Genomic DNA, 15609 nt, shown 5'->3' on the forward strand with positions numbered 1-15609 from the left:
GGACGCCACTCTGGTTTACTGCCCGATACTTGCCTAGACTGATTCCCCATCAGCTACGCCCCGCGTTCCGCTTCGTTTAAGGCCTTTTGCATGTCCGATTCCCGTTACCAGGTCGATGTCAGCGTGGTTACCCACTATCTGGCAGACCAATCGCAACCCGAGCACGACCGCTTTGCCTTCGCCTACACCATCACCGTACAGAACAACGGCGACAAGCCGGCGCGACTGATGTCGCGACACTGGGTCATCACCGACGGAGACGGGCACGTCGAAGAAGTGCGCGGTGCAGGTGTCGTGGGTCAGCAACCGTTGATCGATGCAGGCGAAAGCCACACCTACAGCAGCGGCACGGTAATGACCACCAAGGTTGGCACCATGCAAGGCACCTACGAAATGGTCGCCGACGACGGCAAGCATTTCGACGCGATCATCAAACCCTTTCGTCTCGCCGTTCCCGGAGCGCTGCACTGATGGCCACGTATGCCGTCGGCGACCTGCAGGGCTGCCTCGAACCGCTCAAGTGCCTGCTCAAGCAGGTCGCGTTCGATCCGGCGATCGATCGGCTGTGGCTGGCAGGTGACCTGGTCAACCGCGGCCCACAGTCGCTGCAAACCCTGCGATTTCTATATGGCATGCGCGAGTCACTGGTCTGTGTGCTCGGCAATCATGACCTGCACCTGCTGGCCGCCGCAAAAAACATCGAACGCCTGAAGAAATCCGACACCCTGCGCGAGATTCTCGACGCACCCGACGCCGCCGACTTGCTTGAGTGGCTGCGCCAGCAAAAGCTCATGCACTACGACGAACAACGTGACGTCGCCATGGTGCATGCCGGCATACCGCCGCAATGGTCGCTGCGCAAAGCCTTGAAGCTGGCCGCCGAAGCCGAAGCGGCGCTGCGTGACGATAATCTGCTGCCGCTTTATCTCGACGGCATGTACGGCAACGAGCCGGCAAAATGGGACAGCGACCTGCAAGGTGTACCTCGCCTGCGCGTGATCACCAACTATTTCACCCGCATGCGTTTCTGCACCGCCGAAGGCAAACTTGACCTCAAGAGCAAGGAAGGCCTCGATACCGCACCGCCGGGCTATAAACCGTGGTTCCTGCACAAGGAGCGCAAGACCCGCGGCTTGCGGATCATCTTCGGTCACTGGGCCGCCCTCGAAGGCCAGGTCAGCGAACCGGGCATCGCAGCGCTCGACACCGGTTGCGTGTGGGGTGGCAGCCTGACCCTGATGAACGTCGACAGCGGTGAACGCCTGTCATGCAAATGCGACGAACACGGTGGCGTCCTGCCGTCAGTCGCACCACTTACCCTCAACACCTCGCCAGTCAGCACACCACGCTAGACTGCGTATTCAGCCGAGCTACAGGAACCCGCCATGAGCGAAGTCAAACGAATCCCCCCGGAACAAGCCCAGGCCCTGCGCGAGAAAGGCGCCGTCGTGATCGACGTCCGCGACCCGCAAACCTACGCCGCGCTGCACATTGCCGGCTCCCAACATATGGACAACCATTCCATCGCCGATTTCATCCGTAACGCCGACCTCGACGCACCACTGGTAGTGGTCTGCTATCACGGTAATTCCAGCCAGAGCGCAGCAGCGTACCTGATCAGCCAGGGCTTCTCCGACGTCTACAGCATGGACGGCGGCTTCGAGCTATGGCGTACGACTTATCCTGCAGAAACCGCTCAAAGCTGCGCGCAATAATTTTTTTGTCAGGCGCGAGCCCCGGCTGCCGTGGGCCCGCGCTGGGCAGACAAACGGTCTGCCACACATAATTACGTATCTCGCCTTTACCTCCCGAATTCCCAACTATCCTTAAGCCCAGGCCATCCAAAACAGGGGAGAGCCGGTACACCGGCGCACGGGTCATCGGGAGTGACTTTCAAGGTTGTCGACCGCGAAAGTGTTCTGGGGGGTAAACAAGCAGCCACGACGGCCGCTTGCCAGCATCGACTGACTGATCCGGCGTCGGCTCCACGTATCGAGCGAGGTGACGTCATGAGTATCTTTAGCCACTTCCAACAACGCTTCGAGTCCACACGCCAGGAAGAACTCTCACTGCAGGAGTACCTGGAGCTGTGCAAAACGGATCGCAGCGCCTATGTTTCCGCCGCCGAGCGTCTGTTAATGGCTATTGGCGAACCGGAACTGCTCGACACCTCGACCAATTCGAGGCTGTCACGCATCTTCTCCAACAAGGTGATCCGTCGCTATCCGGCCTTTGAAGACTTCCACGGGATGGAAGAATGCATCGACCAGATCGTCTCGTATTTCCGCCATGCCGCCCAAGGCCTGGAAGAGAAGAAACAGATCCTCTATCTGCTCGGCCCAGTCGGTGGCGGTAAATCGTCCCTGGCCGAGAAGCTGAAACAGCTGATGGAAAAAGTGCCTTTCTATGCAATCAAGGGCTCGCCGGTATTCGAGTCTCCGCTGGGTCTGTTCAACGCCACCGAAGATGGCGCGATCCTCGAAGAGGACTTCGGCATCCCTCGGCGCTACCTGAACACCATCATGTCGCCATGGGCAACCAAACGCCTGGCCGAATTCGGCGGCGACATCAGCCAGTTCCGCGTGGTCAAGCTGTACCCGTCGATCCTCAACCAGATCGCCGTGGCCAAAACCGAACCGGGTGACGAGAACAACCAGGATATTTCGGCGCTGGTCGGCAAGGTCGACATCCGTAAACTCGAGGAATACCCACAGAACGACGCGGACGCCTACAGCTATTCGGGTGCGCTGTGCCGGGCCAACCAGGGCCTGATGGAATTCGTCGAAATGTTCAAGGCACCAATCAAGGTGCTCCACCCGTTGCTGACCGCCACACAGGAAGGCAACTACAACAGTACCGAAGGTCTGGGCGCGATTCCGTTCACCGGGATTCTGCTCGCCCACTCCAACGAGTCGGAATGGCATACCTTCCGCAACAACAAGAACAACGAGGCGTTCATCGACCGGATCTACATCGTCAAGGTGCCGTACTGCCTGCGAGTCAGCGATGAAGTAAAAATCTACGACAAGCTGCTGTTCAACAGCTCCCTGGCCAAGGCCCACTGCGCGCCCGACACCTTGAAGATGCTGGCGCAGTTCACCGTGCTGTCACGCCTCAAGGAGCCGGAAAACTCCAACATCTATTCGAAAATGCGCGTGTACGACGGCGAAAACCTCAAGGACACCGACCCAAAAGCCAAATCGATTCAGGAGTACCGCGACTCGGCCGGCGTCGACGAGGGGATGAACGGCCTGTCGACCCGCTTCGCGTTCAAGATCCTGTCGAAAGTCTTCAACTTCGATCCCCATGAAATCGCCGCCAACCCGGTGCACCTGCTCTACGTCCTGGAACAGCAGATCGAACAGGAGCAGTTTCAGGCCGAGACGCGCGAGCGCTATCTGCGTTATCTGAAGGAATACCTGGCACCGCGCTACATCGAGTTCATCGGCAAGGAGATTCAGACCGCGTACCTGGAATCCTACAGCGAGTACGGCCAGAACATTTTCGACCGCTACGTGCTGTACGCAGACTTCTGGATTCAGGATCAGGAATACCGCGATCCGGAAACCGGCGAGATTCTCAACCGCGTAGCCCTGAACGAAGAACTGGAAAAAATCGAAAAACCGGCCGGCATCAGCAATCCGAAGGATTTTCGCAACGAGATCGTCAACTTCGTACTGCGCGCACGGGCCAACAACAACGGCAAGAACCCGACCTGGCTCAGCTACGAAAAACTGCGGGTGGTCATCGAGAAGAAAATGTTCTCGAACACCGAAGACCTGCTGCCGGTCATCAGCTTCAACGCCAAGGCCAGCAAGGAGGATCAACAAAAGCACAACGACTTCGTTACACGAATGGTCGAACGTGGCTACACCGACAAACAGGTACGGCTACTTTCCGAATGGTACCTACGGGTCCGGAAGTCGCAGTGAAGCAGTTGCAAGCTTCTAGCTGCAAGCTGCAAGAGAAAAGCGGGTGAGCCCCGATATCGGGAACTGACGGCGCATCGCTTGCAGCTTGAGGCTTACGACTTCAAGCTCCCCGGAGGGGCCTATGAGCTATGTAATCGACCGACGTCTCAATGGCAAGAACAAGAGCACGGTGAACCGTCAGCGCTTTCTGCGACGTTACCGTGACCACATCAAGAAGGCTGTCGAAGAGGCGGTCAGCCGGCGCTCCATTACCGATATGGAGCACGGCGAGCAGATCAGCATTCCCGGTCGCGACATCGATGAACCGGTACTTCACCATGGTCGCGGCGGCAAGCAGACGGTTGTTCATCCCGGCAACAAGGAATTCACCGCCGGCGAACACATCGCTCGCCCACCGGGCGGCGGACGTGGACCGGGCAAGGCCGGCAACTCTGGCGAGGGCATGGACGAGTTCGTCTTCCAGATCACTCAGGAAGAATTCCTCGAATTCATGTTCGAAGACCTCGAACTGCCCAACCTGGTCAAACGCAATCTGACCGGTACTGACACGTTCAAGACCGTTCGCGCGGGGATCAGTAACGAAGGTAATCCCTCACGCATCAACATCATCCGCACCCTGCGCTCAGCTCATGCGCGGCGCATCGCCCTGTCCGGCAGCAGCCGCGCAAAACTGCGTGAAGCCAAAGAAGAACTGGCGCGCCTCAAGCGCGAGGAGCCAGACAACTTCGGCGACATTCAGGAAATCGAGACGGAGATCGAAAAACTCAGCGCGCGCATCCATCGCGTGCCGTTTCTCGACACCTTTGACCTTAAATACAACTTGCTGGTCAAGCAGCCGAATCCAAGCTCCAAAGCGGTGATGTTCTGCCTGATGGACGTCTCCGGCTCCATGACCCAGGCGACCAAGGACATCGCCAAGCGCTTTTTCATCCTGCTGTACCTGTTTTTGAAGCGAAACTACGACAAGATCGACGTGGTGTTCATCCGTCACCACACCAGTGCCCGTGAAGTCGACGAAGAGGAGTTTTTCTACTCGCGGGAAACCGGGGGCACCATCGTCTCCAGCGCCTTGAAAATGATGCAGGAGATCATGGCCGAGCGCTATCCGAGCAACGAGTGGAACATCTACGCGGCTCAGGCTTCCGACGGCGACAACTGGAACGACGACTCACCGATCTGCCGCGACATCCTGATCAACCAGATCATGCCGTTTGTGCAGTACTACACTTATGTGGAAATCACCCCGCGCGAACATCAGGCCTTGTGGTACGAATACGAACGTATCGCCGAAGCCTTCTCTGACACGTTTGCCCAACAGCAACTGGTCTCGGCCGGGGATATCTATCCGGTCTTCCGTGAACTCTTCCAGCGCAGGTTAGTGACATGACCGCCAAAGAGCAGAAGCGCCAACCCATTTCCACCGGCTCCGAATGGACATTCGAGCTGATCCAGACCTACGACCGCGAGATCGCCCGCATCGCGGCGGGCTATGCGCTGGACACCTACCCCAACCAGATCGAAGTGATCACCGCCGAGCAAATGATGGATGCGTACGCTTCGGTCGGCATGCCGCTGGGTTACCACCACTGGTCCTACGGCAAACACTTCCTCAGCACCGAAAAATCATACAGCCGCGGGCAGATGGGGCTGGCGTACGAGATCGTCATCAACTCCGATCCGTGCATCGCCTATCTGATGGAGGAAAACACCATCTGCATGCAGGCTCTGGTGGTGGCCCATGCCTGCTATGGCCACAACAGTTTCTTCAAGGGCAACTACCTGTTCCGCACCTGGACCGACGCCAGTTCGATCATCGATTATCTGGTGTTCGCCAAGCAGTACATCATGCAATGTGAAGAACGCCATGGCATTGATGCGGTAGAAGACCTGCTCGACTCCTGCCACGCACTGATGAACTACGGCGTCGACCGCTACAAACGCCCTTATCCGATTTCCGCCGAAGAAGAACGCCGGCGGCAGAAGGATCGCGAAGAACACCTGCAGAAGCAGATCAACGATCTGTGGCGCACCATCCCCAAAGGCGCCGACAAGTACAGCGACAAGGATAACGCCCGCTTCCCGGCCGAGCCGCAGGAAAACATTCTCTACTTCATCGAGAAACACGCGCCGTTGCTGGAGCCGTGGCAGCGCGAAATCGTGCGGATCGTGCGCAAGATCGCCCAGTATTTCTATCCGCAACGCCAGACTCAGGTAATGAACGAGGGCTGGGCGACGTTCTGGCACTACACGTTGATGAACGACCTGTACGACGAGGGTCTGGTCACCGATGGTTTCATGATGGAATTTCTCACATCGCATACCAGCGTGGTGTTCCAGCCAGGCTTCGACAGCCCTTACTACAACGGCATCAACCCCTACGCACTCGGCTTTGCCATGTACCGTGACATTCGCCGCATGTGCGAAGAACCCACAGAAGAAGACCGTCACTGGTTCCCCGAGATCGCCGGGACTGACTGGTTGTCGTCCATCAAGTTCGCCATGAGCAGTTTCAAGGACGAAAGCTTCATCCTTCAGTACCTGTCACCGAAGGTGATCCGCGATCTCAAGCTGTTCAGCATCCTCGATGACGATCAAAAGGACGATCTATTGGTGCCGGCGATTCACGACGAAACCGGTTACCGGATCATTCGCGAAACCCTGGCTGCGCAGTACAACCTCGGCAATCGTGAACCGAACGTGCAGATATACAGCATCGATCGTCGCGGCGACCGCTCGCTGACCCTGCGCCACCAGCAACACGACCGCAAACCGCTGGGTGACTCCACTGACGAGGTGCTCAAGCACTTGCATCGCTTGTGGGGCTTCGACATTCATCTGGAAACCCTGCAAGGCGACCAGATCATGAAAACCCATCACGTACCGCCACGCAGTGAACACAGCGAAGGGGATTACGGTCGACTCGACCTGGCCGTCATTCATCTTTGATCCGCTAGCGGCCTCCGAAAGTCCGACGCAAGGGTTATCCTGTCGGGCTAACGGAGGTTTTTTATGCAGATTTTCAAGGTTGGCGGTGCAGTACGTGATCGCTTGCTGGGCAAACCGGTCACCGATGTCGATTGGGTGGTCGTTGGCGCTACTACGGAAGAAATGCTCGCCAAGGGTTATCGCCCGGTTGGCGCAGACTTCCCGGTGTTTCTTCACCCAAAAAGCGGCGAGGAATACGCCCTCGCCCGCACTGAGCGCAAAAGCGGTCGTGGCTATGGCGGTTTTACTTTCCACGCCAGTCCCGAAGTCACACTTGAAGAAGACCTGATCCGCCGTGACCTGACCATCAACGCCATGGCCGAGGACGATCAGCAAAATCTGACCGATCCGTACCATGGCCAGCGCGATCTGGAGGCTCGAGTTCTGCGCCACGTTTCTCCGGCGTTCGCCGAAGATCCACTCCGTGTACTGCGCGTTGCACGCTTCGCGGCCCGATACGCCGAGCTGGGTTTCAGCATTGCACCCGAGACCCTGGAGCTGATGAGTCAGCTCAGCGATTCGGGCGAACTGGAGGCGCTGACGGCTGAACGCAGCTGGAAAGAAATCTCCCGGGCACTGATGGAAAATCAGCCACAGGTGTTCATTGAGGTGCTGCGCGAATGCGGCGCTTTGAAGGTGCTGATGCCGGAAGTCAACGCGCTGTTTGGCGTACCGCAACCGGAAATTCATCACCCGGAAATCGATAGCGGCATTCACACGTTGAGCGTGCTGGAGCAATCAGCGCTGCACAAGCAACCACTGACCGTGCGCTGGGCCTGCCTGCTGCACGACCTCGGCAAAGGCCTGACCCCTGAAGAAGAATGGCCGCGGCACATTGCCCACGAGCACAAAGGGCTGAAGCTGATCAAAGCCGTCAACGCGCGGTTCAAGGCGCCGAAAGATTGCCAGGAACTGGCCGTGCTGGTTGGCCAGTATCACACCCATGGCCACCGCGCTCTGGAGTTGAAAGCATCGACATTGCTGGAGTTATTGCAGAGTTTTGACGTGTATCGCCGACCGCAGCGTTTTGAGGAGTTCATTGCCGCCTGCGAGATGGATGCGCGAGGCCGTAAAGGGTTGGAGCAGCGCAGTTATCCACAGGCCGATTACTTGCGTGGCGCCGCAACAGTGGCGCGAGGTGTGGCGGTGCAACCGTTGCTGGAGAAGGGATTCAAGGGCCCGGAACTGGGCGAGGCGCTCAAGCGCGAGCGGCTCAAGGCCTTGAAGACTTACAAGGAAGCTTCGGCCTGCTGAACAGCTTCGCGAGCAAGCCAGCGCTCACAGGTAACATGCGCTCCAATGCGGGCGCTGACTTGCTCGCGAAGGTGTCAGTCAGGTCAACACAGAACTGAAGGGGTCAATTGCTCACCCCGCCACTCAAACCTCACCGGCGCCAAGACCTGATCAATCTGTGCCTCAGCCCACAACGTCGCGAAGCTTTTTCCCACACCCGGATGCACGCGATCCGGGGCAATCAACGACAACGGCCACAACACAAAGGCATTTTTCAAAATTTCGGCTCGGGGCAGCACCAGCCCGTCGAAATTGCCCGCCAGATCGCCGTACAACAGCACGTCGATATCCAGCGGCAACCCCTTGCGATCCGGGGCATAACGGCCGTTATCGGCCTCAATGAATTTCAACCGGCGATCCAGCTCCATCAACGGCAAATCGGTAAACGCCGAGACCACGAAATTGAAGAACGGCCCGCTCTTGACGCCTACCGGCTGGCTCTCGAACACCGCCGAACAGCGGATACCCACCAGAAACGTGGCCAGCGCATCAAGACCGGCACGCAAATGGGTTTCGCGCTCGATGTTACTACCGAGCCCGAGATAGACCTGAGTCAGCGACATCCGCGCTCGATCTCCACACCCACTCCGCCTTTGGCGGCCGGCACGGCGCCAGGCTTGGTCAGCTTCAGACGCACCCAAGTGATCTTGAATTCAGTCATCAGCACCTCGACCAGACGCTCAGCGAAGGTCTCGACCAACTGAAACTGCGCCTGCTCGGCAAAAGCCTGAATACGCGTGGAAACGCTAGCGTAGTCGAGCGCCAGGGTCAGGTCGTCACCGGCGGCGGCCGGGCGATTGTCCCAGGCGAAGCTCAGATCAAGACGCAGGCACTGTCGGATGCCGCGCTCCCAGTCGTAGGCACCGATGACGGTGTCAACTTCCAGGCCCTCGATAAATACTCTGTCCAAGCACTTTTCTCCGCTGCACGACAAGGGCGCAATGCGCCGTTAGAATCAGGGCGTCCTCGCCCGGAATAGTTAGCATGTTTTGGTTACTGGCGACTCTCGCCTACCTGCTCGGCTCGCTGTCCTTCGCCATTTTGCTCAGCCGCCTGACCGGAAACCCGGATCCGCGAATGAGTGGCTCGGGTAATGCTGGCGCCACCAACATGCTGCGCCTGGCCGGTCGCAAACTGGCGATCCTGACCCTGCTGGGTGATCTGTGCAAAGGCCTGCTGCCAGTCCTGATCGCATCCGCAGCAGGCCTGTCGCTGCAAGATCAGGCCTGGATCGGCGTGTGCGCCGTGATCGGTCACCTGTTCCCGCTGTATTTCCGTTTTCGCGGCGGCAAAGGTGTCGCCACTGCTGCCGGCATGCTGCTGGGGCTGTATCCGCCCGCAGCCCTGCTGGCGGTGTGCGCCTGGCTGCTGACGTTCTACCTGACCCGTACCAGCTCGCTGGCGGCCCTGATTGCGACACCGCTGACCCTGCCGTTGCTCGCCTGGCAGGAACCGGAGGCGCTGTTGCCGATGTGCGCATTGACACTGCTCATCGTCTGGCGCCACCGCGGCAATCTACGCGACCTGTTTGCCGGGCGCGAACGGCATTTCTAAATACCGTTCAAGAGCGACGCTCATTACAACGCCGACAACTGCTCCATCGGCCAGCGCGCCTGCACGCTGATCGCCAGGCTTTCCTGCTGACCGGCTTGCAAACGCTGGCAGCCGGCAAACGCAATCATCGCGCCATTGTCGGTACAAAACTCGGGGCGCGCATAAAACACGTCGCCCTTCATGTCGCCGAGCATTTTCTCCAGCGAAACGCGCAATGCCTTGTTGGCGCTGACGCCACCGGCGATCACCAAACGCTTCATGCCGGCCTGTTTCAGGGCACGCTTGCACTTGATGGTCAGAGTCTCCACCACGGCCTGCTGGAACGCCAGCGCGATGTCGCAGCGGGCTTGCTCGCCGTCGTCCCCGGCGCTGACGCACTGCTGCCAAGTGTTGAGTGCGAAGGTTTTCAGACCACTGAAGCTGAAATCAAGCCCCGGGCGATCGCACATCGGACGCGGAAAAGTAAAACGTCCCGCGACACCCTTTTCCGCCAGCTTGGCGATTTCCGGCCCGCCCGGGTAATTGAGGCCCATCATTTTCGCGGTTTTGTCGAAAGCTTCACCGGCGGCGTCATCAAGGGTCTCGCCGAGCAGGCTGTATCGGCCAATGCCATCGACCTGAACCAACTGCGTATGGCCACCGGAGACCAACAAAGCGACGAACGGGAATTGCGGCGGTTTCGGTTCCAGCATCGGCGCCAGCAAATGGCCTTCCATGTGGTGCACACCCAGCGCCGGAATGCCCCAGGCAAAGGCCAGCGCTTGTGCGCAAGAAGCGCCGACCAGTAGCGCACCCACCAGGCCAGGACCTGCGGTATAAGCGATCGCATCGATCTCGGTGGGCACGCAGTCAGCCTCGGCCAACACCTGACGAATCAAGGGCAGCATGCGTTTGACGTGATCACGCGAGGCCAGCTCAGGCACCACACCGCCGTAGGCACGATGCAAGTCGATCTGACTGAACAATGCGTCGGCCAGCAAGCCGCGTTCACTGTCATATAATGCGACACCGGTTTCGTCGCAGGAGGTTTCTAATCCCAGTACTAGCATGGGTTTGCGCCTTGTTTAGGCTGAATTCGAAGGCGCGCATAATAGTCGCCGCGTGATGCCCCGGCCAGCGGTTTTCGATCAGAGGCTTTGCATTCCGAGCGATGAGGGGTTAACATCCGCAACCCTTAAAAACCGACGTCTTCAAGTGCTCTTTTGCCGCGAGGATGTTGACCCCGGTAATGAATGAAGGTAGCTCTGGATGCCAGCCGTCAAAGTTAAAGAGAACGAACCCTTCGACGTAGCTCTGCGTCGTTTCAAGCGCTCCTGCGAAAAAGCCGGTGTACTGGCTGAAGTTCGTAGCCGCGAATTTTACGAGAAGCCAACTTCTGAGCGTAAGCGTAAAGCAGCAGCCGCTGTTAAGCGTCACGCCAAGAAAGTTCAGCGCGAACAGCGCCGCGCCGTTCGTCTGTACTAATACACAGACGTTCGTAGCAAGCTTCTTGCCTAAGCCCGGCCCTCAGCCGGGCTAATGGCATTTGCGTAAAACGCTTGATGCTTCACCGTCGAAGCCGCAGACGCGACTTAGACAAATCTGCTTCACCGCGTCAGGCCTGGCTCTTTTGCCAGCGGTGCACGTCTTTTCTGACGAGCCTTTCAAGGCTACTGACGAGCACACCCACTGATTTCTCTAACGACGATCAGCCCAAGGCACCTGCATGCGTGCCCGTTTTATTGAGCTATCCGAGGCCATTAACCGGCCGTCAGCGGATTCAGCGCAACACTTTCAAATAGTCGAAAACTGATAGGCATTAACGTCAGTGGATTTTCGGCAGATACACTTCCCGACAGCGATCAAGCAGACGACACCGGTCGAGCCGCACATTTTGCGCGCTTCGAGCAACGAACCGTGTTCGGCCGCCCTTCGCATCGGACTTATTACAGCGCAGACGACGAGAACGCCATGGCCGGGCTGATTCCCCAGAGCTTTATTGACGACCTCCTGAACCGCACCGACATCGTCGACGTGGTCAGCTCGCGTGTGCAACTGAAAAAAGCCGGCAAGAACTACACCGCCTGCTGCCCGTTTCACAAAGAGAAAACCCCCTCGTTCAGTGTCAGTCCCGACAAGCAGTTCTATTACTGCTTTGGCTGCGGCGCTGGCGGTAATGCCCTCGGCTTTCTTATGGATCATGACAACCTGGACTTCCCCCAGGCTATCGAAGATCTGGCGAAAGCTGCCGGCATGGAAATCCCCCGCGAAGAAGGTGGCCGTCAGCACAAACCGCGACAGCCGACCGACTCGCCGCTGTATCCGCTGCTTAGCGCCGCCGCCGACTTTTACCGGCAGGCACTGAAGAGCCATCCATCGCGCAAAGCCGCAGTGGATTACCTCAAGGGCCGTGGCCTGACTGGCGAGATCGCTCGGGATTTCGGCCTCGGCTTCGCACCGCCCGGCTGGGATAACCTGCTCAAGCATTTGAGCAGCGACACATTGCAGCAAAAAGCCATGATCGACGCCGGCCTGCTGATCGAGAACGCCGAAACCGGCAAACGCTATGACCGCTTCCGTGATCGCGTGATGTTCCCGATCCGCGACACCCGAGGCCGGATCATCGCTTTCGGTGGGCGCGTGCTCGGCGATGACAAGCCCAAATACCTGAACTCGCCGGAAACCCCGGTATTCCATAAAGGCCAGGAACTCTACGGCCTTTATGAAGCACGCAAGAACAACCGCAACCTCGACGAAATAATCGTCGTCGAGGGCTACATGGACGTCATCGCCCTCGCCCAGCAAGGCTTGCGCAATGCTGTCGCGACACTGGGCACCGCCACCAGCGAAGAGCACTTGAAGCGCTTGTTCCGCGTCGTGCCGAACGTACTGTTCTGCTTTGACGGCGACCAGGCCGGCCGCAACGCCGCCTGGCGCGCACTCGAAGCAACACTGTCGAGCCTGCAAGACGGTCGCCGCGCGCGATTCCTGTTCCTGCCCGAGGGCGAAGACCCGGACACCCTGGTCCGCGCCGAAGGCACCGATGCTTTCAAAGCCCGAATCAATCAGCACGCCCAACCGCTGGCGGATTATTTTTTCCAGCAACTGACAGAAGAGGCCGATCCACGCTCACTCGAAGGCAAGGCCCACATGGCCACCCTCGCCGCACCGTTGATCGACAAAGTACCGGGCGCCAACCTGCGCATCCTGATGCGTCAGCGCTTGACCGAAATCACCGGCCTGAGCAGCGAAACCGTCAGTCAACTGGCGCAAAGTGCGCCGCAGGAAGCGCCACCCGCCTACGATCCGGGCATCGATTACGACGCAATGCCGGACTACAGCGACTACCATCAGCCGCAGGCACAGGACATGTATGTGCCGCAGCAGGAGTGGACGCCGAAGAAACCCGGCGCCGGCGGCAAGAAGTGGGACAAGAAACCCTGGGACAAGAATGGCAAGCGCGGCGGCGATCGTGATCAACAACGCCCGCGCACGCCCATCGGCGTGGAGTCACCGACCCTGACGGCCCTGCGCACACTGCTCCATCACCCGCAATTGGCCGAGCGCGTCGAAGACGCCGGGCACATCGCGGACGAAAATCAGACCAACGCCCAGTTGCTTGTGGCGCTGCTCGAAGCCGTACAGAAGAATCCCAAGCTAAACTCATTTCAGTTGATCGCACGATGGCACGGCACTGAACAGGGTCGCTTGCTCAAGGCGCTGGCAGAAAAGGAGTGGTTGATTGACGGAGATAACCTTGAACAACAGTTTTTCGACACCATTACTAGCTTGTCAGCCCGCCAACGCGAGCGAAATCTGGAACAGTTGCTCAGCAAAGCGCGTCAAAGCGAACTGAGTATCGAAGAGAAAAATCAACTGCGCGACCTATTGAGTCGCAATGTTTCCGCATCAAACCCGACCTCAACTGGCGCGTGAGGTCATAGCTCAGGTATAATCCTCGGCTTGTTTTTTGCCCGCCAAGACCTTCAGTGGATAGGGTGTTATGTCCGGAAAAGCGCAACAGCAGTCTCGTATTATTGAGTTGATCAAACTGGGTCGTGAGCAGAAGTATCTGACTTACGCCGAGGTCAACGACCACCTGCCCGAGGATATTTCAGATCCGGAGCAGGTGGAAGACATCATCCGCATGATTAACGATATGGGGATCCCCGTACACGAGAGTGCTCCGGATGCGGACGCCCTTATGTTGGCCGACGCCGATACCGACGAGGCCGCTGCGGAAGAAGCAGCCGCTGCGTTGGCAGCGGTGGAGACCGATATCGGTCGCACCACCGACCCGGTGCGCATGTACATGCGCGAAATGGGTACGGTCGAGCTTCTGACTCGTGAAGGCGAAATCGAAATCGCCAAGCGGATCGAAGAGGGCATCCGTGAAGTGATGGGCGCGATCGCGCACTTCCCTGGCACGGTTGACCACATTCTCTCGGAGTACACCCGCGTCACCACCGAAGGTGGTCGCCTGTCCGACGTTCTGAGCGGTTATATCGACCCGGACGACGGCATCGCGCCGCCTGCGGCAGAAGTGCCGCCGCCTGTCGATCCGAAGGCCGTGAAAGCGGACGACGATTCCGACGACGATGAAGCCGATTCTTCCGATGACGAAGAAGAAGCCGAAAGCGGTCCGGATCCGGTTATCGCTGCCCAGCGTTTCGGCGCTGTGTCCGATCAGATGGAAATCACGCGCAAGGCTCTGAAAAAGCACGGTCGCAGCAACAAGGCAGCGATTGCCGAGCTGCTGGCTCTGGCCGAGCTGTTCATGCCGATCAAACTGGTCCCGAAGCAATTCGAAGGCCTGGTCGAGCGTGTTCGCAGTGCCCTGGATCGCCTGCGTCAGCAAGAGCGCGCGATCATGCAGCTGTGCGTACGTGATGCACGCATGCCTCGCACCGATTTCCTGCGCCAATTCCCGAGCAACGAAGTTGACGAAAGCTGGTCCGACGCCCTGGCCAAAGGCAAGAGCAAGTACGCCGAAGCCATCGGCCGTGTTCAGCCGGACATCATTCGTTGCCAGCAGAAACTGATCGCGCTGGAAACCGAAACCGGTCTGACCATCGCAGAAATCAAGGACATCAACCGTCGCATGTCGATCGGTGAGGCCAAGGCCCGCCGCGCGAAGAAAGAGATGGTTGAAGCGAACTTGCGTCTGGTGATCTCGATCGCCAAGAAGTACACCAACCGCGGCCTGCAATTCCTCGATCTGATCCAGGAAGGCAACATCGGTTTGATGAAAGCGGTGGACAAGTTCGAATACCGCCGCGGTTACAAGTTCTCGACTTATGCCACCTGGTGGATCCGTCAAGCGATCACTCGCTCGATTGCCGACCAGGCCCGCACCATCCGTATTCCGGTGCACATGATCGAGACGATCAACAAGCTCAACCGTATTTCCCGCCAGATGTTGCAGGAAATGGGTCGCGAACCGACCCCGGAAGAGCTGGGCGAGCGCATGGAAATGCCTGAGGACAAGATCCGCAAGGTATTGAAGATCGCTAAAGAGCCGATCTCCATGGAAACCCCGATCGGTGATGACGAAGACTCCCATCTGGGTGACTTCATCGAAGACTCGACCATGCAGTCGCCAATCGATGTCGCCACTGTTGAGAGCCTTAAAGAAGCGACCCGTGACGTACTGTCCGGCCTCACTGCTCGTGAAGCCAAGGTACTGCGCATGCGTTTCGGTATCGACATGAACACCGACCATACGCTTGAAGAAGTCGGCAAACAGTTTGACGTGACCCGTGAGCGGATCCGTCAGATCGAAGCCAAGGCGCTACGCAAGTTGCGCCACCCGACGCGAAGCGAGCATCTGCGCTCCTTCCTCGACGAGTGATACCAGAACCCCCGG

At 58.4% G+C, this 15609-nt stretch carries 14 protein-coding genes; 11 read left to right on the forward strand and 3 right to left on the reverse strand.

Going from position 1 to position 15609, the window contains the following annotated elements:
* Nucleotides 1-90 precede the first annotated feature (90 nt).
* The 7 genes from apaG to AACY11_RS20090 all read left to right on the forward strand — a co-directional run bounded on the left by apaG (nt 91) and on the right by AACY11_RS20090 (nt 8171).
* A complete protein-coding gene (gene apaG / locus AACY11_RS20060; protein WP_221731101.1) occupies nt 91-471 on the forward strand; it encodes a Co2+/Mg2+ efflux protein ApaG in 381 nt (126 codons plus the stop codon).
* Nucleotides 471-1352: a symmetrical bis(5'-nucleosyl)-tetraphosphatase gene (locus tag AACY11_RS20065; RefSeq protein WP_339495582.1), complete on the forward strand. Its 882-nt coding sequence runs from the start codon at nt 471-473 to the stop codon at nt 1350-1352. The genes apaG and AACY11_RS20065 overlap by 1 nt, the downstream gene beginning before the upstream one ends.
* A 33-nt stretch (nt 1353-1385) precedes the next feature.
* Nucleotides 1386-1715, forward strand: a complete 330-nt coding sequence (gene glpE, locus AACY11_RS20070) for a thiosulfate sulfurtransferase GlpE (protein WP_339464439.1) — start codon at nt 1386-1388, stop codon at nt 1713-1715.
* Nucleotides 1716-2009: 294 nt separating this feature from the next.
* Nucleotides 2010-3932: a PrkA family serine protein kinase gene (locus tag AACY11_RS20075; protein WP_339433299.1), complete on the forward strand. Its 1923-nt coding sequence runs from the start codon at nt 2010-2012 to the stop codon at nt 3930-3932.
* Nucleotides 3933-4053: 121 nt separating this feature from the next.
* Nucleotides 4054-5319, forward strand: coding sequence for a YeaH/YhbH family protein (locus AACY11_RS20080; RefSeq protein WP_339495583.1), 1266 nt, complete (start codon nt 4054-4056; stop codon nt 5317-5319).
* Entirely contained in the window at nt 5316-6878 is a 1563-nt protein-coding gene (locus AACY11_RS20085; RefSeq protein WP_221731106.1) for a SpoVR family protein, read from the forward strand. Before AACY11_RS20080 ends, AACY11_RS20085 begins: the two co-directional genes overlap by 4 nt.
* Before the next feature lie 63 nt (nt 6879-6941).
* A complete protein-coding gene (locus AACY11_RS20090; protein ID WP_339495584.1) occupies nt 6942-8171 on the forward strand; it encodes a multifunctional CCA addition/repair protein in 1230 nt (409 codons plus the stop codon).
* Nucleotides 8172-8254: 83 nt separating this feature from the next.
* Here AACY11_RS20090 and folK read toward each other — a convergent pair whose 3' ends face one another.
* Together folK and folB are read right to left on the reverse strand one after the other, a co-directional pair.
* Nucleotides 8255-8773, reverse strand: coding sequence for a 2-amino-4-hydroxy-6-hydroxymethyldihydropteridine diphosphokinase (gene folK, locus AACY11_RS20095; RefSeq protein WP_339495585.1), 519 nt, complete (start codon nt 8771-8773; stop codon nt 8255-8257).
* A complete protein-coding gene (gene folB, locus AACY11_RS20100; RefSeq protein ID WP_056786656.1) occupies nt 8764-9120 on the reverse strand; it encodes a dihydroneopterin aldolase in 357 nt (118 codons plus the stop codon). Before folB ends, folK begins: the two co-directional genes overlap by 10 nt.
* A gap of 74 nt (nt 9121-9194) precedes the next feature.
* On the opposite strand from folB, the gene plsY reads away from it, so the two are divergent.
* On the forward strand, nt 9195-9764 hold the full coding sequence (gene plsY / locus AACY11_RS20105; protein ID WP_339433296.1) for a glycerol-3-phosphate 1-O-acyltransferase PlsY: 570 nt from the start codon (nt 9195-9197) through the stop codon (nt 9762-9764).
* Between the two features lie 23 nt (nt 9765-9787).
* Here the strand turns inward: plsY and tsaD are convergent, their stop codons facing one another.
* Entirely contained in the window at nt 9788-10813 is a 1026-nt protein-coding gene (gene tsaD, locus AACY11_RS20110; protein WP_339433295.1) for a tRNA (adenosine(37)-N6)-threonylcarbamoyltransferase complex transferase subunit TsaD, read from the reverse strand.
* 199 nt (nt 10814-11012) lie between these two features.
* Here tsaD and rpsU point away from each other — a divergent pair, with 199 nt between their 5' ends.
* From rpsU to rpoD, 3 genes are all read left to right on the forward strand, one after another.
* Nucleotides 11013-11228, forward strand: a complete 216-nt coding sequence (gene rpsU / locus AACY11_RS20115; protein ID WP_002551877.1) for a 30S ribosomal protein S21 — start codon at nt 11013-11015, stop codon at nt 11226-11228.
* 486 nt (nt 11229-11714) lie between these two features.
* The gene (gene dnaG / locus AACY11_RS20120; protein ID WP_339433335.1) at nt 11715-13679 is read left to right on the forward strand and encodes a DNA primase; all 1965 of its coding nucleotides are present in this window, start codon (nt 11715-11717) and stop codon (nt 13677-13679) included.
* Nucleotides 13680-13746: 67 nt separating this feature from the next.
* Nucleotides 13747-15594, forward strand: coding sequence for an RNA polymerase sigma factor RpoD (gene rpoD, locus AACY11_RS20125; RefSeq protein WP_339433294.1), 1848 nt, complete (start codon nt 13747-13749; stop codon nt 15592-15594).
* Nucleotides 15595-15609 lie beyond the last annotated feature (15 nt).

Source organism: Pseudomonas sp. RA_105y_Pfl2_P56 (genome assembly GCF_963970845.1).
GTDB classification, from domain to species: Bacteria; Pseudomonadota; Gammaproteobacteria; order Pseudomonadales; family Pseudomonadaceae; genus Aquipseudomonas; species Aquipseudomonas baetica_A.

Coding starts and splice junctions, on each gene's coding strand:
- rpsU (WP_002551877.1), top strand. CDS start 11,013: ATGCCAGCCGTCAAAGTTAAAGAGAACGAACCCTTCGACGTAGCTCTG.
- AACY11_RS20065 (WP_339495582.1), top strand. CDS start 471: ATGGCCACGTATGCCGTCGGCGACCTGCAGGGCTGCCTCGAACCGCTC.
- rpoD (WP_339433294.1), top strand. CDS start 13,747: ATGTCCGGAAAAGCGCAACAGCAGTCTCGTATTATTGAGTTGATCAAA.
- tsaD (WP_339433295.1), bottom strand. CDS start 10,813: ATGCTAGTACTGGGATTAGAAACCTCCTGCGACGAAACCGGTGTCGCA.
- apaG (WP_221731101.1), top strand. CDS start 91: ATGTCCGATTCCCGTTACCAGGTCGATGTCAGCGTGGTTACCCACTAT.
- dnaG (WP_339433335.1), top strand. CDS start 11,715: ATGGCCGGGCTGATTCCCCAGAGCTTTATTGACGACCTCCTGAACCGC.
- plsY (WP_339433296.1), top strand. CDS start 9,195: ATGTTTTGGTTACTGGCGACTCTCGCCTACCTGCTCGGCTCGCTGTCC.
- AACY11_RS20085 (WP_221731106.1), top strand. CDS start 5,316: ATGACCGCCAAAGAGCAGAAGCGCCAACCCATTTCCACCGGCTCCGAA.
- AACY11_RS20090 (WP_339495584.1), top strand. CDS start 6,942: ATGCAGATTTTCAAGGTTGGCGGTGCAGTACGTGATCGCTTGCTGGGC.
- AACY11_RS20075 (WP_339433299.1), top strand. CDS start 2,010: ATGAGTATCTTTAGCCACTTCCAACAACGCTTCGAGTCCACACGCCAG.
- AACY11_RS20080 (WP_339495583.1), top strand. CDS start 4,054: ATGAGCTATGTAATCGACCGACGTCTCAATGGCAAGAACAAGAGCACG.
- folK (WP_339495585.1), bottom strand. CDS start 8,773: ATGTCGCTGACTCAGGTCTATCTCGGGCTCGGTAGTAACATCGAGCGC.
- glpE (WP_339464439.1), top strand. CDS start 1,386: ATGAGCGAAGTCAAACGAATCCCCCCGGAACAAGCCCAGGCCCTGCGC.